The sequence below is a fragment of the Aquabacterium sp. G14 genome (assembly GCF_037482285.1).
Classification (GTDB): Bacteria; Pseudomonadota; Gammaproteobacteria; order Burkholderiales; family Burkholderiaceae_C; genus Aquabacterium.
Genome location: NZ_JBBEYB010000003.1, coordinates 59738 through 84099, shown reverse-complemented (window position 1 = coordinate 84099; position 24362 = coordinate 59738). Strand labels below are relative to the sequence as shown.

At 63.7% G+C, this 24362-nt stretch carries 25 protein-coding genes and 1 tRNA gene; 12 read left to right on the top strand and 14 right to left on the bottom strand.

The window, feature by feature from the left end:
- Window positions 1-4 precede the first annotated feature (4 nt).
- Window positions 5-1813 (top strand): PHA/PHB synthase family protein, encoded by a 1809-nt coding sequence (locus WIT60_RS04825; protein ID WP_339582817.1) that lies wholly within the window; start codon window positions 5-7, stop codon window positions 1811-1813.
- A 51-nt stretch (window positions 1814-1864) separates the two neighbouring features.
- On the opposite strand, the gene WIT60_RS04820 is transcribed toward WIT60_RS04825, so the two are convergent.
- A tRNA-Gly gene (locus WIT60_RS04820) sits at window positions 1865-1938 on the bottom strand.
- 122 nt (window positions 1939-2060) lie between these two features.
- Between WIT60_RS04820 and trmB the strand changes: the two genes are divergently transcribed.
- On the top strand, window positions 2061-2798 hold the full coding sequence (gene trmB / locus WIT60_RS04815) for a tRNA (guanosine(46)-N7)-methyltransferase TrmB (RefSeq protein WP_339582816.1): 738 nt from the start codon (window positions 2061-2063) through the stop codon (window positions 2796-2798).
- Between the two features lie 101 nt (window positions 2799-2899).
- Here trmB and WIT60_RS04810 read toward each other — a convergent pair whose 3' ends face one another.
- The 5 genes from WIT60_RS04810 to WIT60_RS04790 are packed head-to-tail and all read right to left on the bottom strand — an operon-like array spanning window position 2900 to window position 6744.
- Window positions 2900-3721: a peptidylprolyl isomerase gene (locus WIT60_RS04810; protein WP_339582815.1), complete on the bottom strand. Its 822-nt coding sequence runs from the start codon at window positions 3719-3721 to the stop codon at window positions 2900-2902.
- A gap of 28 nt (window positions 3722-3749) precedes the next feature.
- The gene (locus WIT60_RS04805) at window positions 3750-4025 is read right to left on the bottom strand and encodes a BolA family protein (protein ID WP_339582814.1); all 276 of its coding nucleotides are present in this window, start codon (window positions 4023-4025) and stop codon (window positions 3750-3752) included.
- Window positions 4026-4049: 24 nt separating this feature from the next.
- Window positions 4050-4697, bottom strand: a complete 648-nt coding sequence (locus tag WIT60_RS04800) for a septation protein A (protein ID WP_339582813.1) — start codon at window positions 4695-4697, stop codon at window positions 4050-4052.
- Between the two features lie 41 nt (window positions 4698-4738).
- The gene (gene msrB, locus WIT60_RS04795) at window positions 4739-5143 is read right to left on the bottom strand and encodes a peptide-methionine (R)-S-oxide reductase MsrB (RefSeq protein WP_339582812.1); all 405 of its coding nucleotides are present in this window, start codon (window positions 5141-5143) and stop codon (window positions 4739-4741) included.
- Window positions 5140-6744: a protein adenylyltransferase SelO gene (locus WIT60_RS04790; protein ID WP_339582811.1), complete on the bottom strand. Its 1605-nt coding sequence runs from the start codon at window positions 6742-6744 to the stop codon at window positions 5140-5142. The genes msrB and WIT60_RS04790 overlap by 4 nt, the downstream gene beginning before the upstream one ends.
- A gap of 132 nt (window positions 6745-6876) precedes the next feature.
- On the opposite strand from WIT60_RS04790, the gene WIT60_RS04785 reads away from it, so the two are divergent.
- Complete coding sequence (locus WIT60_RS04785; protein WP_339582810.1) at window positions 6877-7719, top strand: undecaprenyl-diphosphate phosphatase; 843 nt, start codon at window positions 6877-6879, stop codon at window positions 7717-7719.
- Between the two features lie 49 nt (window positions 7720-7768).
- Window positions 7769-8590 carry a ferritin-like domain-containing protein gene (locus tag WIT60_RS04780; protein ID WP_339582809.1) on the top strand — a complete coding sequence of 274 codons (822 nt, stop codon included), beginning with the start codon at window positions 7769-7771 and terminating at the stop codon, window positions 8588-8590.
- Between the two features lie 33 nt (window positions 8591-8623).
- Here the strand turns inward: WIT60_RS04780 and xerD are convergent, their stop codons facing one another.
- From xerD to WIT60_RS04765, 3 genes are all read right to left on the bottom strand, one after another.
- A complete protein-coding gene (gene xerD / locus WIT60_RS04775; protein WP_445207651.1) occupies window positions 8624-9568 on the bottom strand; it encodes a site-specific tyrosine recombinase XerD in 945 nt (314 codons plus the stop codon).
- On the bottom strand, window positions 9555-10127 hold the full coding sequence (locus tag WIT60_RS04770; protein ID WP_339582808.1) for a chalcone isomerase family protein: 573 nt from the start codon (window positions 10125-10127) through the stop codon (window positions 9555-9557). The genes xerD and WIT60_RS04770 overlap by 14 nt, the downstream gene beginning before the upstream one ends.
- A gap of 188 nt (window positions 10128-10315) precedes the next feature.
- Complete coding sequence (locus WIT60_RS04765) at window positions 10316-11065, bottom strand: hypothetical protein (protein ID WP_339582807.1); 750 nt, start codon at window positions 11063-11065, stop codon at window positions 10316-10318.
- 143 nt (window positions 11066-11208) lie between these two features.
- Here WIT60_RS04765 and WIT60_RS04760 point away from each other — a divergent pair, with 143 nt between their 5' ends.
- Both WIT60_RS04760 and WIT60_RS04755 read left to right on the top strand, forming a co-directional pair.
- Window positions 11209-11748 carry a GNAT family N-acetyltransferase gene (locus tag WIT60_RS04760; protein WP_339582806.1) on the top strand — a complete coding sequence of 180 codons (540 nt, stop codon included), beginning with the start codon at window positions 11209-11211 and terminating at the stop codon, window positions 11746-11748.
- A 129-nt stretch (window positions 11749-11877) separates the two neighbouring features.
- The gene (locus WIT60_RS04755; protein WP_339582805.1) at window positions 11878-13281 is read left to right on the top strand and encodes a bifunctional enoyl-CoA hydratase/phosphate acetyltransferase; all 1404 of its coding nucleotides are present in this window, start codon (window positions 11878-11880) and stop codon (window positions 13279-13281) included.
- 121 nt (window positions 13282-13402) lie between these two features.
- Here the strand turns inward: WIT60_RS04755 and ilvC are convergent, their stop codons facing one another.
- The 3 genes from ilvC to WIT60_RS04740 form a co-directional block, all read right to left on the bottom strand.
- Entirely contained in the window at window positions 13403-14419 is a 1017-nt protein-coding gene (gene ilvC, locus WIT60_RS04750) for a ketol-acid reductoisomerase (protein WP_339582804.1), read from the bottom strand.
- 87 nt (window positions 14420-14506) lie between these two features.
- Window positions 14507-14998, bottom strand: a complete 492-nt coding sequence (ilvN, locus tag WIT60_RS04745) for an acetolactate synthase small subunit (protein ID WP_339582803.1) — start codon at window positions 14996-14998, stop codon at window positions 14507-14509.
- Window positions 14999-15180: 182 nt separating this feature from the next.
- A complete protein-coding gene (locus WIT60_RS04740; protein WP_339582802.1) occupies window positions 15181-16920 on the bottom strand; it encodes an acetolactate synthase 3 catalytic subunit in 1740 nt (579 codons plus the stop codon).
- 282 nt (window positions 16921-17202) lie between these two features.
- Between WIT60_RS04740 and WIT60_RS04735 the strand changes: the two genes are divergently transcribed.
- From WIT60_RS04735 to WIT60_RS04715, 5 genes are all read left to right on the top strand, one after another.
- Window positions 17203-17886 carry an RNA polymerase sigma factor gene (locus WIT60_RS04735; RefSeq protein WP_339582801.1) on the top strand — a complete coding sequence of 228 codons (684 nt, stop codon included), beginning with the start codon at window positions 17203-17205 and terminating at the stop codon, window positions 17884-17886.
- The gene (locus WIT60_RS04730; RefSeq protein WP_339582800.1) at window positions 17883-18536 is read left to right on the top strand and encodes a DUF3619 family protein; all 654 of its coding nucleotides are present in this window, start codon (window positions 17883-17885) and stop codon (window positions 18534-18536) included. Before WIT60_RS04735 ends, WIT60_RS04730 begins: the two co-directional genes overlap by 4 nt.
- 101 nt (window positions 18537-18637) lie before the next feature.
- Window positions 18638-19408, top strand: coding sequence for a DUF3106 domain-containing protein (locus WIT60_RS04725; protein WP_339582799.1), 771 nt, complete (start codon window positions 18638-18640; stop codon window positions 19406-19408).
- 115 nt (window positions 19409-19523) lie between these two features.
- Complete coding sequence (locus WIT60_RS04720; protein ID WP_339582798.1) at window positions 19524-20078, top strand: RDD family protein; 555 nt, start codon at window positions 19524-19526, stop codon at window positions 20076-20078.
- Window positions 20078-20692: an LOG family protein gene (locus WIT60_RS04715; protein WP_339582797.1), complete on the top strand. Its 615-nt coding sequence runs from the start codon at window positions 20078-20080 to the stop codon at window positions 20690-20692. The genes WIT60_RS04720 and WIT60_RS04715 overlap by 1 nt, the downstream gene beginning before the upstream one ends.
- 72 nt (window positions 20693-20764) lie before the next feature.
- Here the strand turns inward: WIT60_RS04715 and WIT60_RS04710 are convergent, their stop codons facing one another.
- Both WIT60_RS04710 and WIT60_RS04705 read right to left on the bottom strand, forming a co-directional pair.
- Window positions 20765-21103 carry a P-II family nitrogen regulator gene (locus WIT60_RS04710; RefSeq protein WP_300155166.1) on the bottom strand — a complete coding sequence of 113 codons (339 nt, stop codon included), beginning with the start codon at window positions 21101-21103 and terminating at the stop codon, window positions 20765-20767.
- Window positions 21104-21245: 142 nt separating this feature from the next.
- Window positions 21246-22955: an NAD+ synthase gene (locus WIT60_RS04705; protein WP_339582796.1), complete on the bottom strand. Its 1710-nt coding sequence runs from the start codon at window positions 22953-22955 to the stop codon at window positions 21246-21248.
- On the opposite strand from WIT60_RS04705, the gene WIT60_RS04700 reads away from it, so the two are divergent.
- On the top strand, window positions 22954-24219 hold the full coding sequence (locus tag WIT60_RS04700) for a GNAT family N-acetyltransferase (protein WP_339582795.1): 1266 nt from the start codon (window positions 22954-22956) through the stop codon (window positions 24217-24219). The two genes, WIT60_RS04705 and WIT60_RS04700, sit on opposite strands and share 2 nt — an antisense overlap.
- Window positions 24220-24362: the final 143 nt, after the last annotated feature.

Below are 24362 nucleotides of genomic sequence, written 5' to 3'. Positions count from 1 at the left end.
GCTCATGGCGAAGACGACCCGCGCAGCGCGCACCAAACCCACCCAGCCAACCGCCACCGAAACGGCCAGCCCCAAAGTTGGCCTGCAGCCTGCTTTCAAAGCACCTGGCGAGGTGGTGGCAGACACCCTGGAGCAACTCCATCACGTGGTTGAGGACACCGTCGACCCGCTGGGCATGAGCGCGCCGATTGCCCACGCTCAACTCGCCTGGCTGGCTCATCCTCAGGAACTGACGGACCGCATGCTGCGGCTGTCCACCGACTTGTGGCGTCTTCAATGGCACACCTTCAACCGAATGTTGGGGCTGCCCAGCGAGGATCCGATCAAGGTCAACGACGAAGACGTCCGCTTTGCCGACCCCATCTGGACCGAAGCACCGAGTTGGGACCTGCTCAAAGAGTGGCACCTCGCCTTCACCCACCACACGCAGGACATGCTGCACGACACACCCGGCATGTCCACCCGTGAGCGGCGCAAGGCGGCGTTCTGGTGGCGCAACTGGCTCAACGCCATGGCGCCGTCGAACTACCTGCTGACCAACCCAGTCGCGATGAAGCATGCCATCGAGACCAAGGGCGAAAGCCTGCGCAAGGGATTCCAGATCTTCCTGGAGGACATGAAGGCGGGCAACATCCGCATGACCAGCCCGGACGATTTCAAGGTGGGCGAGAACCTGGCCACCACGCCGGGCTCGGTGGTGATGCGCAACCACCTCATCGAGGTGATCCATTACGCGCCCACGCAGGCCAAAGTGCATGCGCAGCCCATCGTCATCGTCACGCCGTGGATCAACAAGTTCTACGTACTGGATCTGACGCCCAAGAAGAGCATGGTGCGCTTCCTGCTGGACCAGGGCTTCGACGTGTTCATCACCAGTTGGAAGAACCCGGATGCGTCCATGCGCGACATCCGCTTTGACGACTACCTGATGGAGGGCATTCACGCCACCATCGAAACCGCGCGCGCCATGAGTGGCGCCGACAAGGTCCATGCTGTGGGCTATTGCATCGGCGGCACAGGTCTGAGCATGTACATGGCTTGGGCGAACAAGCACTTCGCCCCAGAGGACGTGCCGGTGGCCGACGTCACGCTCTTCACCACCTTGGTCGACTTCCACGCGCCCGGCGACATCAACGTCTTCATCGACGAGTCGAGTGTGAACTACCTGACCCGCAAGATGGCGCGCACCGGCTATCTGGACGGCAAGGACATGGCAGCCTCTTTCCGCCTGCTGCGCTCCAACAGCCTGATCTGGCACTACGTGGAACAAGGGTGGCTCAATGGCGAGCCGCCGCCACCGTTTGACGTGCTGTACTGGAACATGGATGCCACCCGCATGCCCCAAGCCATGCACAGCTGGTATCTGAAAGAGCTTTACCTGAAGAACCGCCTGATTCAGCCCGATGCACTCACCGTGGCGGGCGAGCCTTTGGACCTCGCCCGGATCAATCAGCCTTTGTATGCAGTGTCCGCCGAGGACGACCACGTGGCGCCGTGGAAACAGACCTTCCACGTCAACAACCACTTCACCGGTCCGAAACGTTATGTGCTGTCCACCTCGGGCCACATCCTGGGCATCGTCAACCCGATCGTGAAGCCGCCCAAGCGCAGCTACCGCGCGGCGGAAGCTCACCGGTCCGACAAGCCAGAGGCCTGGTTGAAACGTGCCGAACAGCACGAAGGCTCATGGTGGGAAGACTGGATGGCATGGCTCAAGCCTCGGGCGGGTAAGCTGGTGAACGCACGGCCCTCCGCCACCGCCGCTTTCCCAGAGTTGGCGCCAGCGCCGGGCACCTACGTCCAGGAAAGCTGAAGCATCAAAGAAAAAGGCCGCAAGGTGAATACCCAGCGGCCTTTTTGAATGTGGAGCGGGTGATGGGAATCGAACCCACGTTATTTGCTTGGGAAGCAAGAGTCCTACCATTGAACGACACCCGCGCTCGGTCGCATTGTAGCGGCAAGCTGCGCAACCCCAGGAGCAGACCGTCGGATGTTTGCGACGCACCTCAGAGTGAGGCACACTCTCGCCCTTGATCCATCCCGGCCAGAAGCTGTTTCGCATGTCTCAACCCGACCTCGCCCCTCAAGATCCTGAATCGTCTGCGACCGACGCCGAAGGCGGCGCACCGCATCACCGCACCATCAAGACCTTCGTGATGCGCGCCGGGCGCACCACCGAGGGCCAGGCCCGCGCACTGGCCGAACTGGGCCCGCGCTTTGTGCTGCCCTTCGCCAAGGCCCCGCTGGACTACACCGCCACCTTCGGCCGCACCGCCCCGGTCGTGCTGGAGATCGGCTTCGGCATGGGTGATGCCACCGCGAAGATTGCGCAAACGCTGCCCGACACCGATTTCATCGGCTGCGAAGTGCATGAACCCGGCGTGGGTGCGCTGCTCAAGCACATCGGCGACATGGGACTGAGCAACCTGCGCATCCTGCGCCACGACGCGGTCGAGGTGCTGGAACACATGATCCCGCCCGCCTCCCTGGCCGGCGTGCACGTGTTCTTCCCTGATCCGTGGCACAAGAAGCGCCACAACAAGCGCCGCCTGATCCAGGCGCCGTTGGTGGCCCACCTGACCTCGCGTCTGGCCCCGGGCGGCTACCTGCACTGCGCCACCGACTGGGAACCTTACGCTCAGCAGATGCTGGAAGTGCTCTCGGCCGAGCCCGGCCTGGTGAACACGGCTGAAGGCTATGCCGAGAAGCCCGCCTACCGGCCGCTCACCAAGTTCGAAAACCGTGGACTGCGCCTGGGCCATGGCGTCTGGGACCTGGTGTTCCGCAAGCGCGACTGACGCCCCCGCTGCACCCCAGAAACAACAAAGCGCCCAAAGTCATTCTGGGCGCTTTGTGCTTTGCAAGGCTGGCGACGTGAACGCCGCCGTCCTCACCAAGTTCAGTTGCTGAACTTGTAGTCGGTCTTGGCCTTGGCCTTCAGGTCGTCGCGGAACTTGGCCATCTTGGCTTGCGTACCGCGCTGGATGATCTGAGCCTTGACTTCGTCAAACTCGGGGAACTGAGCAGCACGCTCGTCTTCCAGCTTGATGATGTGCCAGCCGAACTGCGACTTCACCGGTGCGCTGGTGATTTCGCCCTTCTTCAGCTTCAGCAGTGCTTGGGAGAACTCGGGGACGTAGTTGCTGGGGTTGGCCCAATCCAGGTCACCACCGTTCTCGGCCGAGCCAGGGTCCTTGGAGTTCTTCTTGGCCAGCTCTTCGAACTTGGCGCCGCCCTTGATCTTGGCCAGCAGATCCTTGGCTTCGGCTTCGTTCTCGACCAGGATGTGGCGAGCGCGCAGTTCCTTGGCGCCATTGGCGGCCTTGATCTTGTCGTACTCGGCGCGGGCTTCGGCCTCGGTCATCTGGTTCTTGGCTTCGAAGTCCTGGAACAGCGCGCGGATCAGGATGGACTGACGGGCGAACTCCATCTGCACCTTGTAGTCGGGCGAGGTGTTCAGGCCGCGGCGCTCGGCTTCCTGGATGAAGATTTCGCGCATGACGATCTCGTCCTTGACCTTTTGCTCCAGGTCAGGCGTGCGTGCTTGCGGCGGCTGACCAGGCTGCTGGTTCTTCAGGATCTGTTCGATCATGGCATCGGCGCGCGCCTTGGGCACGGCCTTGCCGTTGACGATGGCGATGTTTTGCGCGAACACCGAAGGTGCGGCCAGCGTGACGGTAGCGGCCAGCACAGCAGCCTTGGCGATACGAGAGATCTTCATGATGAGCGAAAAGCTTTCTGTAGATAGTTCAGACGGGCTCGGCTTTGATGGCCAGGGCATGCACGCCCTGCGGAATCAAATCGCGCAAAACATCATACACAAGGCGATGACGCTGCACATGCGACAAACCGTTAAAGCAGCGGCCCCGTATCTGAATGGTGAAATGCGTGCCTGTGGGGGCGCCGCTGTGTCCAGCATGACCGATGTGGTCGGCCGTGTCGTCGGTGACGATGACGGACTCTGGCTGCAGAGCCTGCTGCAGCACGGCTTGCATCTGGCTAGCGGAAACGGATCCGGTGGTCATGGTGTGCGGGCTCCTGTACGTCGATCAGCCTTGATTGGAGGCCTCGGCAGCCCCTTCTTCTGGCGCCATGTGACGGCTCAGGTACACACCCTGTGCCAGCGTGAAAACCAGGGTCAGACCCAGGCTGCCCCACATCTTGAAGCTGACCCAAGTGTCGGTCGGGAAGGTGTAGGCCACCCAGATGTTGAGCACACCCATGCTGGCAAAGAACAGCACCCAGGCCCAGCCCAGCTTGCGCCAGACGGGATCAGGGACATGCACCTGGCCACCCATCATCTGACGCAGCATCTTCTTGCCCAGCACGATTTCGGTGATCAGGAAACCGGCGGCCATCAGCCAGTAAATGACGGTGGGCTTCCATTTGATGAAAGTTTCATCGTGGAACCACAGGGTCAAGCCGCCCAGGACGACCACCACCACGAGGCCCGCCCACAGCATCTTGTCGACGGGCTTGCGCAAGGCTTTCAGCACCACGATCTGCAAGAGGGTGGCGGCCACGACCACGACGGTGGCCAGCAGCACAGGCGCCTCGGTGAGGCCCACGCTGCCGCCCGATACCGCAAAACCCAGGTAATGGTTCAGCCACTGCATGGCCTGTTCCGCGTTGCTACCGGCCCATTTGTAGCTGGCAAAGAACAGGATGATGGGCAGCAGGTCAAAAAAGATCTTCATGGAGAGTCGGGCACGGGTTCAGCGGCCGCAGGTTGGCGCGCTCAGGGCTGGCGCGGTTCGAAGTCTAGCGCGGCGGAGTTGATGCAGTAGCGCTCCCCCGTGGGCAAGGGGCCATCTTCAAAGACATGGCCCAGGTGGGCGCCGCAGTTCTGGCAGCGCACCTCCACGCGGATCATGCCGTGACTGGTGTCACGCACGCGCTCGATCAGGCTGTCATCGGCTGGCTGCCAATAGCTGGGCCAACCGCAGCCGGCGTCGAACTTGGTCTCCGACTGGAACAGCTTGACGCCGCAGCACACGCAGCGGTAGTCGCCCTTCTCGAAGTGATCCCAATAGCGACCGCTGAAGGGGCGCTCTGTGGCCGCCTGACGGGTCACCTGGTAGTCCATGGGGGCGAGTTGCTCGCGCCACTCGGCGTCGGATTTCTGAACTTTGTAGTCACTCATGATGAACAGGACACCTCGATGGATTGCGCCCAGTCGGGCGGGAAGTCTGCATATGCCTCGCAGCCGGCTTGTTCGTCAAAGGGGCGCTGCAGCAGACGGTGCAGGCGCTGCACCTCGCTGTCGTCCCCACGCTGCGCCAGGCGGATGGCCGTCTCTGCCATGTGGTTACGCAGCACGTACAAGGGGTTGACGCGGTTCATGCGGGCAGCGCGCTCGGCATCCACGCTCTGCTCGGTGCGCAGGCGCTGGGCATAACGCAGGGCCCAGGCGTCGAACGCTTCGCGATCCAGGAACAGGTCGCGGATGGGGGCATTCTCAGGGGCATCGGGCGACAGGTCCGAGCGGAACCCAGCCAGGCGCCGGAAGGCGATCGTGAAATCGACGCGGCCCCGCGCCAGCAGGGTCAGCCAATCCAGCGCCAGGCGTGTGTCGTCGGTGCGGCCCGCATCCGGCTCGGTGGACAGGGGCCTCAACCCGATCTTGGCGCACCAGCGCTCGCTCATGGCCTGCGGAAAGTGCGTCTCGTAGGTTTGCAGCACTTCGACCACCACCTGCGGGTCGTCTTGCGCCTCCGGAATCAGCGGCACCAAGGCCTGGGCCAGGGCGCGCAGGTTCCAGTAGCCGATCTGGGGCTGGTTGCTCCACGAGTAACGGCCGTGATCGTCGGAGTGGTTGCAGATGTGCTCGGGGTCGAAGGCATCCAGGAAGCCAAAGGGGCCGTAATCGATCGTCAGCCCCAGGATGGACATGTTGTCGGTGTTCATCACCCCGTGGCAGAAGCCCACGCTCTGCCAGTCGGCCATGAGGCGGGCGGTGCGTTGCAGCACGGCCTCCAGCAGCGCCAGAGCGCGGTTGGGCGCGTCTTGCAGCTCCGGGTAATGGTGGGTGATGACGAAGTCGACCAGATCGGCCAGCACCTCGTGGTGGCGCGGATGGGGGTGATGCGCGAAATGCTCGAAATGGCCGAAGCGCAGGAAGCTGGGCGCCACACGGGTGACCACGGCAGCGGTTTCGAAGGTTTCACGGCGCACGGCCAGGGGCGAAGCACTCAGCGCCAGCGCCCGGGTGGTCGGGATGCCCAGGCCGTGCATGGCCTCGCTGCACAGGTATTCGCGGATGGACGAGCGCAGCACGGCACGGCCATCGGCGCGGCGGGAGTACGGGGTCGCCCCGGCACCCTTGAGCTGAATCTCTTGCGGCCCCAAGAGGGTGTCCACCTCACCCAGCAAAAGCGCACGGCCATCACCCAACTGCCCCGCCCAGTGCCCGAACTGATGGCCGCTGTACACGGTCGCCATCGGGGCCATGCCGGGCCACAGGGCATTGCCACTCAGCACGTGCAGGGTACTCGCGCCGTTCACGTCAGAAGCCTCATGCCAATTCGCAGGCAAACCCAAGGCCTGTGCCAAATGGTCATTGACCGCGACCCAGCGCAATTGGGGCATCGGGTCTCCCTCCCAGGGCGTGCCCAAGGGCACCTGCAAACGCTCTTGCAGGGTCAGGCTGCGCCTCGCCAGGCGGTTGAGCCAGCGCTCGGGTTGCGGCGGCCAAGCCAGCGCCGCGGCGCCAGCGCCCAGATCAGGAAGAAGGGTGTCAGACATGTGGCTCAGTGTAGACAAGCCACCCTGCCCCTGAAGGGTGTCGGGCTAATGCGGTCATGGCCATGTCCTAAGATGCGCGCACGCCGATACCGCGAGGATCGGTCTTGATTGGGCTCTGCAAGGACGTTGACCGTGGACATTGTGTTGTTTCTGAAAGCCGCCGTGATGGGCATCGTGGAGGGCTTGACAGAGTTTCTGCCCATCTCCAGCACCGGCCACCTGATTCTGGCCAACGCGCTGATGGACTTTGGCGGCTCGGCCGGGGCTGAGAAGGCCAAAGTCTTCGAGATCGCCATCCAGACCGGCGCCATCTTCGCGGTCATTCTGGTCTACATGCAGCGCATCAAGGACACGGTTACCGGACTGGGCACTGACCCCAAGGCGCAGCGGTTCGCACTCAATGTCGTCATCGGTTTCCTGCCGGCGGTGGTCATGGGGCTGCTGCTGGGCAAGATGGTGAAGGAGCACCTGTTCTCCCCCACCGTGGTGGCCACCACCTTCATCATCGGTGGCTTCTTCATCATGCTGGCCGAAAAGCTCACCGCGCGCTATCAGACCTCTCGCGTTGAGTCGATGGACGACATGACGCCGCTGGACGCCCTGAAGGTCGGCCTCGTACAGTGCCTGGCCTTGGTGCCCGGCACCAGCCGCTCGGGCGCGACCATCATTGGCGGCATGCTGATGGGCCTGTCGCGCAAGACCGCGACCGATTACAGCTTCTTCCTGGGCATCCCCACGCTGGTGGGCGCCGGGGCCTACAGCCTCTACAAGGAGCGCGCCCTGCTCTCCCTGGCTGACCTGCCCCTGTTCCTCACCGGCCTGGTCTTCGCCTTCCTGTCGGCCTGGGTGTGCGTGCGCTGGCTGATCCGCTACGTGTCCAGCCACAACTTCATGCCCTTTGCCTGGTATCGCATCGCCTTCGGGGTGTTGATCCTGGTCACAGCCCACATGGGCTGGATCACCTGGGCCGAGTGATCGGCTCGGGCACCGCCAGCAGGCAACCAGGCCTTGGCACAATGGCGGCATGAACTGCCGTCATCAAGCCTTGGTCGTGCTGCTGGAGGCCGATCCCGTCGTCAAAGCCTCCCAGGCGGCCGCCCTGTGGGAGGCAATTCAATCTGATCCCACCCTCTTGCCCGACGCGGCCCAGCGTGCCGAGGTGCTGCAACTGACGGCCGCACAAGAAGCCGCCATGCCCGGCCGGCCTGAGCGCCCTCACCTGGTGCCCGCCAAGCAGGTGCCATCTCGCTCGCCCTTCACCCTGGAAGGCCGCGCTGCCCTCCTCCACGCCATCTGCCACATCGAGTTCAACGCCATCAATCTGGCTCTCGATGCCGTGTGGCGATTCGACGGCATGCCCGCCGACTTCTACCGTGACTGGCTGCAGGTGGCTGGCGAAGAGGCTTACCACTTCACCCTGCTGCGCACCCACCTGGAAGAGATGGGCTGGCATTACGGCGATTTCGACGCGCATGACGGTCTGTGGACCATGTGCCACAAGACGCGCGAAGACATCCCGGCCCGCATGGCGCTGGTTCCCCGGACGCTGGAAGCGCGTGGCCTGGACGCTACCCCACTGATTCAGGACAAGCTCACCCGCGCCGGCGACCTGCGTGCCGTCGAGATCCTCGACATCATCTTGCGCGACGAGGTGGGCCATGTGCGCATCGGCAACCACTGGTTTCACCACCTGTGTCAGGCCCGCCAGCTCGACGCCACCACGCTCTACCCGGAGCTGGTCAAGCGCTACGAAGCCCCGCGCCTGCGCCCACCGTTCAACGAGGCCGCCCGCAAGGCCGCCGGCTTCACCGACGCCGAGATCGCCTTCCTGCTCGGCGAGGACTGAGCCGCATCCCCCACATCGGGGCGGGCTGCCACCTCACCCGCGCGGGTGATGCTTGGCGTGCAACTGACGCAAGCGCTCACGCGCCACATGGGTGTAGACCTGTGTGGTTGAAATGTCGGCGTGCCCCAGCAGCATCTGCACCACGCGCAGGTCGGCGCCATGGTTGAGCAAGTGCGTCGCAAAGGCGTGACGCAAGGTGTGCGGTGACAGGTGCTGGGTGATGCCAGCCTGCACGGCGTACTTCTTGATCAGCTTCCAGAACATCTGGCGCGTCATGGCATCGCCCCGCGCGGTGACAAACAGTGCGTCGCTCACCTGCCCACCCAGAATCTGCGAGCGGGCCTCGCGCAGGTAACGCTGCAACCAGTCCGAGGCCTCCACCCCAAAGGGCACCAGACGTTCCTTGCTGCCTTTGCCGGTGATGCGCAGCACGTTCTCGCTCAGCCCCACGTGCACTGACTTCAAGGTCACCAACTCACTCACCCGCAGGCCGCTGGCGTAGAGCAGCTCCAGCATGGCGCGGTCGCGCAGGCCGAGTGGCTCATCGGTATCGGGCGCGGCCAACAGGGCCTCCACCTGCGCCTCGGTCAGGGTGCCGGGCAGGCGCATGCGTTGACGCGGCGCATCCATGCGCACCGTCGGATCGACCTGGGACAGGCCCTCGCGCACGGCCCAACGAAAAAACCGCCGGAACACGCTCAGACGGCGCCCGGCCGACGAAGGCTGGGAGCCCGCATGGCGCGCCGCCGCATAACTGGCCAGATCCAACTCCGACGCGGCCACCAGGGTGCGCTCCTCGGGCTGCTGACGCAACCAGCCCGCCAGCGCCTGCAGATCACGGCGATAGGCCGACAGCGTGTTGGCGCTCAGGCCGTCTTCCAGCCACAGCGCGTCAATGAAGCGATCCAGATGCGGATCGGCCTGGACTGTGACTGATGACGGCGCTGCGCGCGCCGTCTGAGGTTCAGGCCGGGACACCGAGCAAGCCCTGTTTCATGCGCGGGTCGATGGCGTGCGCGCCCACGAAAATCTGCAACACGGCCCGGTAGAGGTCTTCGCCGGCCACCGGCTTGCCCGCCGCCTTGCCGTTGCGCGACAAAACCAGGCCCTTGGCCGGCAGGTAATCCATGTCCACCGCATCCCCAGGCATCAACTCGCCCAACCCGTCGAGTTGGGCCGCGAACTGAGCCAGACGCTCGGCCAGGCGTGCCTGCGACTCGGGCGTTTCATGGCGCTTCACCCGGCGCAAGAGGGACTTGGTCAGCTCGCTGCTGGGTGCCTGCAGCATGATCTTCAGGCGCAAGCGGCGCGGGCCGGACTCGGCCAGCAAGGTCGCCGCATCCTGACTGGGCGTGGTGACGTACAAGCCCGCCACGAAGGCCTTCACCCAGGCCACGCCACGCACCCCCAAGCCATTGAGTTGCAGCTTCTGCTGTCCCAGCACCACGGTGTCGTCAAAGTGCTGGCCTTCCAGCGTGGCAGCCCACGACATGCCGCAGGCCGTCACGCCCACCACACCCGCGAAACAGGCACGCAAGGCAGCGCAACGCCATCCTCTCGACACTGACCCGCGGAAGGGGATAAACGACCAAACATTTCTGCGCTGACTCATGGAAGCTCCGTGTACACCCCGCCGACGTCCGTCTGTTACGGGCCCCGATGGTATCAATGCACGGTATTCCTTGTCCCGGCGTCGGTCGGACACCGGTCACTCAGGCTAGAAGCTCAAAAGCTCATGGCGTTGTAAGCGCGGCGCACTTCTTCGAAAGCCTGCTCCAGGCGAGCGGGCGTGCGCTGAGCTGGGTCGGTCAGCGCCTGCCATTCAGCAAAGGCCAGCGCCTGCCGCCGTTTGAGTTCGGTTTCTCGCGTCGACGCCTTGGACTGCCCCTCATCCTCACTCTGTACGGGCATCACCGTGAGCACCTCAGCCTGCCAGGCATCAAGGCGCGCAGTGCGGCGAGCATTGTCAGGCTCGATCTCTGCAATCAATGCCGATCCGATCAACATCGCCTCCAGCAGGGTGAAATCCCCCTTGCTGACGTGCTTGGGCAACTCGTTCATCAGTGACTGTGCCATGCGCCGACGACGGGCCGCATCGTCCGCCTGATCCAAGTTCTGCCAGGACTCAAAGCTGCGCTGGTAGCGGTTGTAGTTGACGATGCGCTCAGCATCGGCTGCCGTCATCCCCACCTTGCCCAGCGCGGCCTGCAATGCGGCCCAGTCACCGGTGGAAACGTCACTGGGTCGCCCGTCGGACAGTACCGCGGGTTGAAGTGCTTCGGTCTGCTGAGGTTGCCCCGTCGAGGCCTGAGGCCAACCTGGCAGGCCAGAGTCGGATGACAACACCACGCCTCCCTCTCCTGAGGTGGCAGAACCGGTTGTCACCCAATACGCCCCAGCCCCGATGACGGCCACTGCGACGGCAGCTGCCAGCACCAGTTTGGAGGAGGATGGCTGATAGAGGATCTTGGACATGGACAGACAGCGACGGTTCAAGGACAGTGCAATCCATTCTGGCAGGAATGCCCCCTGACCACGCCCCCTGATCACCCCGAGTGCGGGTTTTACCCCTGCCCTATTATGGGGGGTCGGTCGCTCTGCCCCTGATTCTTCCCATCATGCCCCTCACCGCTGAACTGCAATGCCGAGCCATGACGCACGCGGACTTGCCTCATGTCCTGGCCTTGCAGCACATCTGCTACCAACCCGACTTTCACGAGCCGCTGGATGCTTTCGAGAGCAAGCTACGCGCCGCCCCGGACACCTGCTGGGTGATCTCGGCCGGGCATGCCAGCGTACAGGCCTATCTGGTCAGCCTGCCTGTCGCCGATGAGGCCTATCCTGTCCTGCATGCCAGCCAGTGCGATGCCAGCACACTGCCGGACGAGCTCTACCTGCATGACATGGCCATCTCGCCCGTCCTGCGAGGCCGCGGTGCCAGCCGCCGGCTCTTGCAAATGGCGATCGAGCAGGCACACAGCATGGGCCTGCAACGCCTCAGCCTGATTGCCGTGCAGAACTCTGCAAGCTTCTGGATGCGCCAGGGCTTCCATGCCCGCCAGCCGACCTCGCAGCAGGTCGCTGACAAGCTGGCCTCTTTCGGATCGGATGCCATGCTCATGTCACACACACTTGCACACAATCTCGGGGGAGCCTGACCCCTCGTTCATGCGGATCGACACCGTGCTGGACGAATGTCCAGGGAATACCCTGGCATTTTCGGCCAGGCCCTGCCAAAACCTCGTGGCACATTGAAAGTCCCTTGATGACTTGTTTGCCGAGACTGAATGAACCAGGAGTACACACCCGTGATGCTGGAAAACCGGACCTACGATGAACTGCAGGTCGGAGACAGTGCCAGCCTCACTCGCACCCTCACCAAGGACGACATCGACGCCTTCGCCATTCTCAGCGGCGACGTGAACCCGGCTCACCTGGACGACGCGTACGCCAAAGACACCCCTTTCCAGAAGGTGATCGCCCACGGCATGTGGGGCGGCACCCTGATCTCGACCGTGCTGGGCACCCAGCTGCCCGGCCCCGGCACCATCTATGTCGGCCAGAACATGCGCTTCATGCGCCCCGTCAGCCTGGGTGACACCATCACCGTGACGCTGACGGTGAAAGAGAAAAAGCCCAAGAACATGGTCGTGCTGGAGTGCAGTTGCACCAACCAGCTTGGCAAGCCGGTCATCGTCGGCGAGGCCGAGATCATGGCCCCTACCGCCAAGGTACGTCGCCCACAGGCCCCGCTGCCACGCATGCACCTGCACCGTCTGGAGCGCTACGAGCAGCTGATGAGCCTCGTGAAAGACAAGCCCGCCGTGCGATGCGCCGTGGTGTTTCCGGAAGATGCGGCGACGCTCAAGGCGGCACTCCATGCCTCACAACAAGGGCTGATCATGCCCGTGCTGATTGGCTCACGCGAGCGCATCAGCGCCCTGGGTCAGCAGCTGGAGCTGGACCTGATCGACTGCCTGTGGCGCGAGGCAGAGTGTGCCGTACAGGCTGCGTCCATCGCTGTGGAGATGGCCCGCGATGGCGAAGTCGCAGCCATCATGCAGGGCAGCATCCCCATCCACGTGCTGATGAAACGTGTGTTGCGCCATGCCGGTGGACTGCGCACTTCGCGTCGGGTGTCGCACGCTTATGTGGCCGATGTCCCCAGCTATCCACAGCCGCTGATCATCACCGATGCCGAAGTGAACGTGCGACCCAATGTGGACGAGAGCCGCGACATCGTCCAGAACGCGATCGATCTGGCGCATCGACTCAAGCTGAACGAACCTCGCGTGGCCGTGGTGTCAGCTGCTGAAGACTTCAACAGCAACCTCGAGTCGTCGACCACGGCCGCCGTGCTGTGCAAGATGCATGAGCGAGGCCACATCACCGGCGCGCTACTTGATGGCCCGATGACCTTTGATGCGGCCGTGCACCCTGAGGTAGCCCGCGCAAAGTACCCCAACTCCCCGGTGGCAGGTCAGGCCAACATCTTGATGGTGCCCAACCTGGAAGCCGCCAACATGCTGGTCAAGCAACTGGCACACTTCGCACACGCCGACATCGCCGGCATCGTGCTGGGTGCCAAGGTACCCGTCATCCTCACCAACCCGATCGACACGCCGCGCACCCGCCTGGCGTCCGCGGCACTGGGGCGTTTGATGATCCGCTCCTGCAACAAGAAGAGTTGAGCTACTCCGACGCCCAGCCCGGCCGCTGGGGCCTGGCGGGCGTCCATGAAAAAAGCCGCCGTGGTTTGCACCACGGCGGCTTTTTTGTCTGAATCGAGCCGGCACAGAGCCGGCCACGTCATCAGTTCTTGGACTGGTCAACCAGCTTGTTCTTGGCGATCCAAGGCATCATGGCGCGCAGTTCGGCGCCCACGGTTTCGATCGGGTGAACAGCGTTCAGGCGACGGCGAGCGGTCATGCTCGGGTAGTTCGTCTTGCCTTCCTGGATGAACATCTTGGCGTATTCGCCGGTCTGAATGCGCTTCAGAGCGTTGCGCATGGCTTCGCGCGACTTCTCGTTGATCACTTCGGTACCGGTCACGTACTCACCATACTCGGCGTTGTTCGAGATGGAGTAGTTCATGTTGGCGATGCCGCCTTCGTACATCAGGTCGACGATCAGCTTCAGCTCGTGCAGGCACTCGAAGTAGGCCATTTCCGGAGCATAACCAGCTTCGGTCAGGGTTTCGAAGCCCATCTTCACCAGTTCGACCGCGCCACCGCACAGAACGGCTTGTTCGCCGAACAGGTCGGTTTCGGTTTCTTCACGGAAGTTGGTTTCGATCACGCCACCCTTGGTGCCGCCGTTGGCAGCAGCGTAGGACAGAGCGATGTCCTTGGCCTTGCCGGACTTGTCCTGGTACACAGCGATCAGGGAAGGCACGCCGCCGCCCTTCAGGTACTCGGAACGCACGGTGTGGCCAGGGCCCTTGGGCGCGACCATGATCACGTCCAGGTCAGCGCGGGGCACGACCTGGTTGTAGTGCACGTTGAAGCCGTGAGCGAAAGCCAGGACAGCGCCTTGCTTGATGTTCGGCTCGACGTTGTTCTTGTACACCTCGGGGATGTTCTCGTCCGGCAGCAGGATCATGACGACGTCAGCGCCCTTCACGGCGTCGTTGACTTCGGCAACCTTGATGCCAGCGGCTTCGACCTTGGACCACGAAGCGCCACCCTTGCGCAGACCGACCGTGACGTTCACGCCAGAGTCGCGCAGGTTTTGGGCGTGGGCGTGGCCTTGCGAGCCGTAGCCGATGATGGCGACGTTCTTGCCCTTGATCAGGCTCAGGTCGGCGTCCTTGTCGTAGTAAACCTTCATGTTTTTTGCTCCGTCGGTAGCTGTTGATGCCCGGGATCCCCGGGCAGGTTGTTCAAAGGAAAAGCGGGAATGTCAGACTGAGGGCAGTCAGACGCGCAGGATGCGCTCGCCGCGCCCGATCCCGCTGGTCCCGGTGCGCACGGTTTCGAGGATGGCAGCGCGGTCGATGGCTTCGATGAAGGCATCGAGCTTCGAGGCGTCGCCAGTCAGTTCAATGGTGTAGGTCTTGTCCGTCACGTCGATGACGCGGCCGCGGAAGATGTCGGCCATGCGCTTCATCTCGTCACGCTCCTTGCCCACCGCGCGCACCTTGATGAGCATCAGCTCACGCTCGGTGTACGGGCCTTCGGACAGGTCCACCACCTTGACCACTTCGATCAGGCGGTTGAGGTGCTTGGTGATCTGCTCGATGACATCGTCGGAGCCGCGCGTGACGATGGTCATGCGCGACAGGGTCGGGTCTTCGGTCGTGGCGACCGTGAGGCTTTCGATGTTGTAGCCACGGGCAGAGAACAGGCCAACCACGCGCGACAGGGCGCCAGCTTCGTTCTCAACCAAAAGGGCAATGATGTGTTTCATGGTGATCGTCCTTGCGGGCTCTTGAGTCACTGTGGCGGTAACCGCAGCGCCGTGGCCTCGTAGTGCGATGAATGCGTTGTCAGGGGTGTCCGACGGGGTTCGCCACACAGTTCGGCAGACACCGGCAAGTGTCGGCCTGCTGTGCGCATCACCCTCGCCGGGTCTCGCTCAATGTCTGTGGATCAGAGTTCCTCGGAGCCCAGCAGCATCTCGGTGATGCCCTTGCCCGCCTTGACCATCGGCCACACGTTTTCGGTGGGGTCGGTGCGGATGTCGAGGAACACGGTGCGGTCCTTGAGCTTGATGGCTTCCTTCAGCGCGCCTTCGACGTCTTCCGGACGCTCGATCAGCAGACCGACGTGACCATAGGCCTCGGCCAGCTTGACGAAGTCAGGCAGCGCATCCATGTAGCTGTGCGAGTAGCGGCCGGAGTACTCCAGCTGCTGCCACTGACGCACCATGCCCAGGTAGCGGTTGTTCAGTGCAATGACCTTGACAGGCGTGTTGTACTGCTTGCAGGTGGACAGCTCTTGAATGCACATCTGGATCGAGCCTTCGCCGGTGATGCAGAACACATCGGCGTCGGGCTTGGCCAGCTTGATGCCCATGGCGTAAGGCAGGCCCACACCCATGGTGCCCAGGCCGCCGGAATTGATCCAGCGACGCGGCTCTTCGAACTTGCTGTACTGCGCAGCGAACATCTGGTGCTGACCGACGTCCGACGTGATGTAGTAGTCGGTTCCCTTGGTGAGTTCGGCCAGCTTTTCGACCACGGCCTGCGGCTTGATGACCTCGGTGGAGGTCTTGAACTTCAGGCACTCGCGCTTCTTCCACTCGTTGATCTGGCTCCACCAGGCTTCCAGAGCCTTGGGCTCGGCGCGCTGTGTGGACTCCTTGATCTGGGCGATCATTTCGATCAGCACGTCCTTGACGTCGCCCACGATGGGGATGTCGACCTTGACGCGCTTGGAGATCGACGAGGGGTCGATGTCGATGTGGATGATCTTGCGCTCGACTTGGGCGAAGTGCTTGGGGTTACCGATCACGCGGTCGTCGAAGCGGGCGCCGACGGCGATGACCACGTCAGCGTGCTGCATGGTCATGTTGGCTTCGTAGGTGCCGTGCATGCCCAGCATGCCCAGGAAGGTCTTGTCGGAAGCGGGAATGGCGCCCAGGCCCATCAGGGTGCTGGTGCTGGGGTAGCCCAGCAGGTTCACCAGTTCGCGCAGTTCGTTGGAGGCCTCACCCAGGATCACGCCGCCGCCGGTGTAGATGTAGGGACGCTTGGCGGTGAGCAGCAGCTGCACGGCCTTGCGGATCTGGCCACCGTGGCCCTTGCGCACCGGGTTGTACGAGCGCATTTCCACCGACTCAGGGTAGTGGAAAGCGGTGGTCTTGAGGGACACGTCCTTCGGGATGTCCACAACCACGGGGCCGGGACGGCCGCTGCGTGCGATGTGGAAAGCCTTCTTCATGGTCTCGGCCAGGTCGGCCACGTCCTTGACCAGGAAGTTGTGCTTGACGATGGGGCGGGTAATGCCGACGGTGTCGCACTCCTGGAAGGCATCCAGGCCAATGGCGGCCGTGGGCACCTGACCAGTGATGACGACCATGGGGATCGAGTCCATGTAGGCCGTGGCGATGCCGGTGATCGCGTTGGTGACGCCCGGACCCGAGGTCACAAGGGCCACGCCCACTTCGCCAGTGGCACGGGCGTAGCCGTCAGCAGCGTGGACGGCGGCCTGTTCGTGGCGCACCAGCACGTGCTCGATGGAATCTTGTTTGTACAGCGCGTCGTAGATGTACAGCACTGCGCCGCCTGGGTAGCCCCAGATGTACTTGACGTTCTCGGCCTGCAGACAGCGGACCAGGATGTCGGAACCGTTGAGGATGTCGCCGCTTTGGGCGTGAGTCGTATCCATGGTGAATGAAACCTTTCCGAATTTCTCTAACGAAAAACGATCGGTGCCCCTCTACACCACCACAGTCCGAGGACCGTGGCCGCAGCACTGCGGCAACGGATTGCCAGCGTGCTCGCCCTCATGAGGCGGATTTGGAGCCTGCGCGGCCTGCCACTGGTACGGTTTGAACACACCAGACTCAGGCCAGATCGAGATGACGCAAAACGGGCATTATCGCACCCTTCGTGCCAATTCCGATCACGGCCGATCAGGCTGCCCTTGCGAAATCCTCGCGCACCAGCCTTGGACGGCTGGATGCATCCAATTCGACGCCGGAATGAGGTGCCTGAACCGGATGCCATAATCGCCCGCCGATCCGCTGCTCCCTCACGCGTCCCAACCGTGTCCGATTTGCCCCCCTCTTCGACGGAAGACGCGCTCAACGACTTTTTGATAAGCGTCGAGCGCCGCGCATTCAAACGCGCCGCTTATGCGGTGCGCGACGACGATGCGGCCCTGGACATCGTGCAGGACGCGATGATCCGACTGAGCCAGAGTTACGCAGAGCGTCCCCAGAGCGAGTGGCCGATGCTGTTTCAGCGCATCTTGTCCAACGCCATCCTGGACTGGTTCCGCCGTCAAAAGACCCGCAACGCGGTGTTCACCAATCTGGGGGATCTGGAAGCCAGTCACAGCGACGAAGATGGGCACTTCGATCTGCTGGCGGTGTTCAACCTGGACGATGTGGGCACGGAAAGTGCTGATGCCAGCGCGAGTCGGGCAGAAGTTCTGGCCCAGATCGAAGAGGAAATCAACAAATTGCCAGCGCGTCAACGTGAAGCGTTTCTGTTGCGTTACTGGGAAGAACTGGATGTTGCAGAGACGGCGGCTGCGATGGGCTGCTCGGAAGGCAGCGTCAAGACGCATTGCTCCCGCGCCGTCCATGCGCTGGCACAGGCTCTTCAAACACGCGGTATTTCATTGTGAACAAGTCATCCAACTCCTCGCTGTCCGCAGCGCAACGCGAAGCCCTTGAGGCGCGCTTTGCGTTGCGTGTGTGCGCGCGCCTGGATGAAGGTGCGCAAGACCTGCCCCATGACATCAGTGAGCGCCTTCGGGTAGCCCGTGAGCAGGCCATGCGGGCGGCCCGCAGCGCACGTGCTGCGGCACTGGTCACCGATGCGGCGCCTGCCACGGTCACCTTGACGCAGGCCGGCATGAGCTTGGCCGGCGGTCATGGCAGCACGACAGACCTTCCTTTGCCCACCCACTTGTGGCACGAAGCCGAGGCCGCCCGAACAGTCCGGCAGGCAAGCCAGACGCCGGAGCCACCGATGGGATGGGGTTGGCGTCTGGCATTGTTGCTGCCAGTGCTGGCCTTGTTGCTGGGCCTGTGGGGCATTCAGCGTTACCAGCGTCTGGAACATGTGGAGGCAACCACCGCAGTGGACATGCAACTGCTGACCGACGACTTGCCGCCAGACGCTTACGCGGACCCTGGGTTCGAAGCCTATCTGAACCAGGACACAGACCCGGATCTGGAACGCTTGGTGGATGCCCCGCCTGAGGCGGACGGAGACTTGAGCACCACCGAGGCTGCGCCGACGATCAGTGACTTGGAAGGGGCTCCGCAGTGAGCATCTGGCATCGATGGCGTTTGCTCGGTGAGGTCGCTGATCGGGGGCCTGTCGTGCGCCCGGGGGGTGCACCAGTGCTGGCACTCGGATGCTGCCTGGCGATGCTGCTCTCGCACTCGGCACTGGCCGAGCGCGGCCACGCGCGCGGCGGTGCCCGCGCTGCCACGACAACCGAAGATGCGCCTGCGCAGTGGCGTGAATTGACGCCCACCCAGCGCGAGGTACTGGCCCCCTTGGCTCGGCAATGGGGGCAGATGGACGATACGGCGCGTGAAAAATGGCTGAACGTGGCAGATCGTTACAAGCGCTTGTCGCCTGCTGAGCAAAGCCGGGTACGCGAACGCATGGCCCAGTGGTCCAACCTCCCTCCCCAAGCTCGTGGTGAGGCTCGGCTGCGCTTCCAGCAGTCGCGGCAGTTGCCCGCCGAGGAGCGTCAGCGCAAGTGGGAGGCTTACCAGTCGCTGCCGCCCGAGACACGCGAAGCGCTCAGCCGCCGCGCCCAACGCCAGGCGAAACCAGTAGAGCTGTCTCGTGACATGGCGGGGCCCAGGGAGGCGCGTCAGGTATATGCCACGCAGCAAGGCCGCGATCCGGCTCATTCGAATCAAAAATCGAACGTGGTGCCGCGCACCCCAGATGCAGGTCGACCCGGCCCGATGGTGGTTGCACCTGCCGTGATCAAGGCGGGGCCAGGTGCGACGACACGCTTGTTGACGCAGCCCCCCTCCCCTCCCGCCCATCAGCAGGCAGGACTGCCCAAGATCAACAGCGCTGGGCCTTTTGTCGATCCCGTGACCCTGTTGCCTCGCAAGGGCGCCCAGGGTGCAGCGATCACGCCACCGCCCCCTCGCAGTGAGCCGCCCAAGCGCTGAAGGTAAGCCGGGCGAGCGGACTCGCTCACGAGTCCCCCTGATAGCGCACCCACTGCTGGTGTATGGTTCGGTCTGAGGGCGTTGTGCCCGAGCCGATTTCTGTCTTTTTTGTCCGATGTCTTTACTCACCATCCCCGAACAGGGCGGCCTGAGTGCGCAAGCGTGTGCCGAGCGCGCTCGCGGCACTGCCCCCACCTTGCGCCGTCGCCTGGCGGCTTTCTTGTACGAAGGCGTGTTGCTGTTTGGGTTGGTGATGGTGGTGGCGCTGGTTTACAGCATCGCAGTCAACCAGCGGCATGGTCTGCATGGCCGCCAAGGCATGATGGTCGTGTTGTTTCTGGCGCTGGCGGTGTACTTTGTCTGGCAATGGAGTCGTGGTGGACAGACACTGGCGCTGAGAACCTGGCAGTTGCGCTTGGTCACGCCGGAAGGGGGGCCGCTGACACCGATGCTGGCATTGGTGCGATACCTCACCAGTTGGCTGTGGTTCATCCCGCCCATGCTGCTGACATGGCTGGGAGGCTGGCATGACAAGGGCACGATCTCCGCTGCGGTGCTGGGTTGGATGGCGTTTTACGTGTCCTTGACCTGGGCGCTGCCCTCGCGCCAGTTCCTCCATGATGTGATCAGCGGCACTCGCGTGATCGACAACCGCAAGCAGGTGGCCTGATGAGTTTGACCTTGTGTGTGTACTGCGGCTCGCGTGACGGAGATGACCCTGCCCACCTGGCTGCGGCGCGTGAAGTAGGCCGACAGATTGGCGAGCGCGGCTGGCGCCTGGTGTATGGCGGTGGCAGCACGGGCCTGATGGGTGCCGTGGCCGATGCGGCACTGGCGCATGGTGCGGAAGCCATCGGGATCATTCCCGAGCGCCTGGTGAAGAAGGAGTTGGGGCATCCGGGGCTGACCAGCCTGGAAGTCGTGGACAGCATGCATGAGCGCAAGCACCGCATGGCCATGCACGCCAACGCCTTCATCGCCCTGCCCGGTGGCATCGGCACGATGGAAGAGATTTTCGAGGCCTGGACCTGGCGTCAGCTCGGGTACCACCGTAAGGCCCTGGGCCTGCTGAACGTGGCGGGCTATTACGATCACCTGCTGCGCTTTCTGGAAGTGAGCCAGCACGGCGGGTTCCTGTGGCCTGATGTGCAGGAATTGCTGCTGGTGGACGACGACATCGACGCCCTGCTCGACCGGCTTGCCGATGAGCACCAGCGCTTGAAAGTGCAGACACTGCCGGGTCAGGCCGAAGCGGGACCCGGCGGCATTTCTCCAGAGATCTGAAAACACGAAGGGGTGCCGAGGCACCCCTTGTCACATCGGCCTGCGCTTGCCAGCGCAGTGATGGTCACCGCATCAGACGGCGGACTCGTCGGTTTCGCCAGTGCGGATGCGCACAACCTGCTCCACCGGGGTGACGAAAATCTTGCCGTCACCGATCTTGCCGGTCTTGGCGGCCTTGATGATCGCCTCGATGCAGCGCTCGACGTCGTCGCCCTTGACCACGACTTCGATCTTGACCTTGGGCAGGAAGTCCACGACGTACTCAGCACCACGGTAGAGCTCGGTGTGGCCCTTCTGACGGCCAAAACCCTTGACTTCGGTGACGGTCAGACCGGTGACCCCGACTTCAGCCAGGCCTTCGCGCACCTCTTCGAGCTTGAAGGGCTTGATCACGGCGGTAATCTGTTTCATGGACATGGTGGGGATACTCCGGGTAGGTCAGCAAAAAAGGGGCGATGGCCGACGCCATGTTGCAGCGCAATGTGGATATTTAATCACGGCTGTCGCCATATCGTCACGAACTGCGCACGCAAAACCACAGCTTCCGCACGCATCAGGCACGGAATCGGGACGTGATGGGATAGCGCCAGTCACGACCGAAGGCGCGGTGGGTGATGCGGATGCCGACGGCCGCCTGGCGGCGCTTGTATTCGTTGATCTTGAGCAGGCGAGTGACTTTGTCGACGTCGGCGCGCTCGAAACCGGCGGCCACGATCTCGTCGATGGACTGGTCTTGCTCCATGTAGCGCTCGAGGATGGCGTCGAGCACGTCGTACTCGGGCAGGCTGTCCTGGTCGGTCTGGTCAGGGCGCAGCTCGGCCGAGGGCGGGCGGGTGATGATGCGCTCGGGGATGGGCTCGACCTGGCCGGCGGCCACGGCCTGTTCATTGCGCCAGCGCGACAGGCGGTACACCATGGTCTTGACCACGTCCTTGATGACGGCAAAACCGCCCGCCATGTCGCCATAGAGCGTGCAGTAGCCAGTGGCCATTTCGCTCTTGTTGCCGGTGGTCAACACCAGGGCACCCGTCTTGTTGGACAAGGCCATCAGCAGGGTGCCGCGGATGCGGGCCTGGATGTTCTCTTCGGTGGTGTCTTCGGCGCGGCCCACAAACAGCGGGGCCAAGGAGGTTTTGAAGGCCTCGAACTCGGGAGCGATGGCGATTTCGTCGTGGCGCACGCCCAGGCGGTCGGCCATGTCACGGGCGTCGATCCAGGAGATGTCGGCGGTGTAAGGCGACGGCATCATCACGGTGCGCACTTTGTCAGCGCCCAAGGCGTCCACGGCGATGGCGAGCACCAGCGCGGAGTCGATGCCGCCCGAGAGGCCGATGATGGCACCCGGAAAACCATTCTTGCCGATGTAGTCGCGCACGCCGCAGACCAGGGCGGCCCAGATTTCGGCTTCTTCGGACAGGGGCGCGGCGACGCGGCCACTGACGGCGCCACCCGGCTGCAGCGTGACGGGCAGCGTGGCCACTTCGAAGCTGGGCGCGCGGGCACCGACCTCACCTTGGGCGTTGACGGCAAAGGACGCACCGTCGAACACGACCTCATCTTGGCCACCGACCATGTGGGCGTAGACCAGGGGCAGGCCCAGCTTGCGGGCAAACGCGCCCATGCGGGCTTCGCGCTCGGCACGCTTGGCGACGTGGAAAGGCGAGGCGTTGAGAACCACCAGCGCTTGTGCGCCTTGGGCCAGCGCCGATTCTGCAGGCTCGTCGAACCAGGCGTCTTCGCACACCAGCAAGGCCACGCGCCAGCCGAGCACGTCGACCACGACGGGGCCCAGGCCCGCTTCGCGGCCGCTGATGAAATAGCGGCGCTCGTCGAACACCTGGTAGTTGGGCAGTTCTCGCTTGGCGTAGCTGGCGACGATCTGGCCGCCGCGGATCAGGCTGGCGGCGTTGAGGCGACGGGGCACCGACCAGGAGCGGGTACGGACGTCGTCACCCAGGGCTTGCAGGGGGTGACCCAGCACCAGATGCAGGTCGGGCAGGTCGGCCAGGCTGTTCGCAATGTGGGCGGTGGTGTCGTCGCAGGCCTGCATGAAGGCCGGGCGCAGCAGCAGGTCTTCCGGGGGATAGCCGCACAGGGCCATTTCGGGCGTGACGACGAGGCGCGCGCCTTCGGCGTACGCTTGGCGAGCCGCGTCGATGATGGCGCGGGCGTTGCCCTGGAGGTCACCGACGACAGGGTTGAATTGCAGCAGGGCCACGGACAGCGCAGAGGCTGGGGCGGCCGGAGACGACACAGGATTCATGAGCAGCATTCAAACGGACAGCGCAGATGCGCAGGTGAGCATGGTAGCGGGCCTGAACGTGCATTGGCACACCGACTTGTCAGAGATCGACCCGGCGCAGTGGGATGCGTTGGCCGCCGGCGTGGATGGCGGCAGCCCGTTTTTACGCCTGGGCTTTTTGCGGGCGATGGTGGACAGCGGCAGCGCCTGCCCGGACACGGGCTGGCACCCCTTGTTTCTGACGGTGCAGGATGACTTTGGCCAGTTGCTGGCGGGCTGCCCCTTGTTTGTGAAGGAGCACTCCTACGGGGAGTATGTGTTTGACTGGGCGTGGGCCGATGCCCATGACCGGGCGCTGGCGTCGCAAGGGGTGCACTACTTCCCCAAGCTGCTGAGTGCGGTGCCGTTTTCGCCTATTCCAGGGCAACGCTTGCTGGTGCAAGCGGGTTTGCCGGTGGCAACCCAGGACGCGCTGCGCCGGCAGTTACTGGACGCCATGGAGGCGCGCTGCGTGGCGCAGGGCTGGTCGTCGACCCACGCCTTGTTTGTGTCGGATCGCGAGGCGCAGGTGGCCGAGCAGGCGGGCTGGCTGCGGCGCCACGGCGTGCAGTTTCACTGGGAGAACCGGGCGGGCACGCCTTATGTCGATTTCGAGGACTTCCTGGCGAGCCTGCAGCGCGAGAAGCGCAAGAAGATCCAGCAGGAGCGGCGCAAGGTGCGCGAGGCGGGGGTGAGCTTCGAGGTGCGCCAAGGCGGCGAGATCCGCGCGTCAGACTGGGACTTCTTCTACCGCTGCTATGCGCAAACGTATCTGGAGCGGGGCCAGCAGCCCTACCTGAGCCGAGATTTCTGGGCGCGGGTGGCCGAGGCCTTGCCGGGCAACTGGGTCTTGTTCACGGCCCTGCGTGAGGGGGCGCCAATTGCAAGCGCCCTGCTGGCTGTGGACCCGGCGCGTCGCGTGGCCTATGGGCGCTACTGGGGCGCCGTGGCGCAGGTGCCGTGTCTGCATTTCGAGGCGTGCTACTACCAGCCGCTGGCATGGTGCATTACCGAGGGATATCAGCGCTTTGAGGGCGGCGCGCAGGGCGAGCACAAGCTGGCGCGGGGGCTGTTGCCCGTGGCGACCCATTCGGTGCATTGGCTGGCCCACACCGGTTTGCGCGACGCCGTGGCGCGCTTTCTGACCCGTGAGGCACAAGGGGTGGACCAGTACCGGGAGCACCTGGACGCCCGTGCGCCCTTCAAATTCGAACCGCGCGCAGGAGAAGAGCAGGAACTGCCATGAACAGACGCATGGGGAGCGAGGCGTCCGTTCGAGATTGACAAGGCTTTGACAAGTTCGGCTCACAAAACAACAGCTGAATGCACGAGACGGGGTGATGACAGCAGTTACCCCCGTGTTACAGGGGTGCACCAATTCCGTGCCGC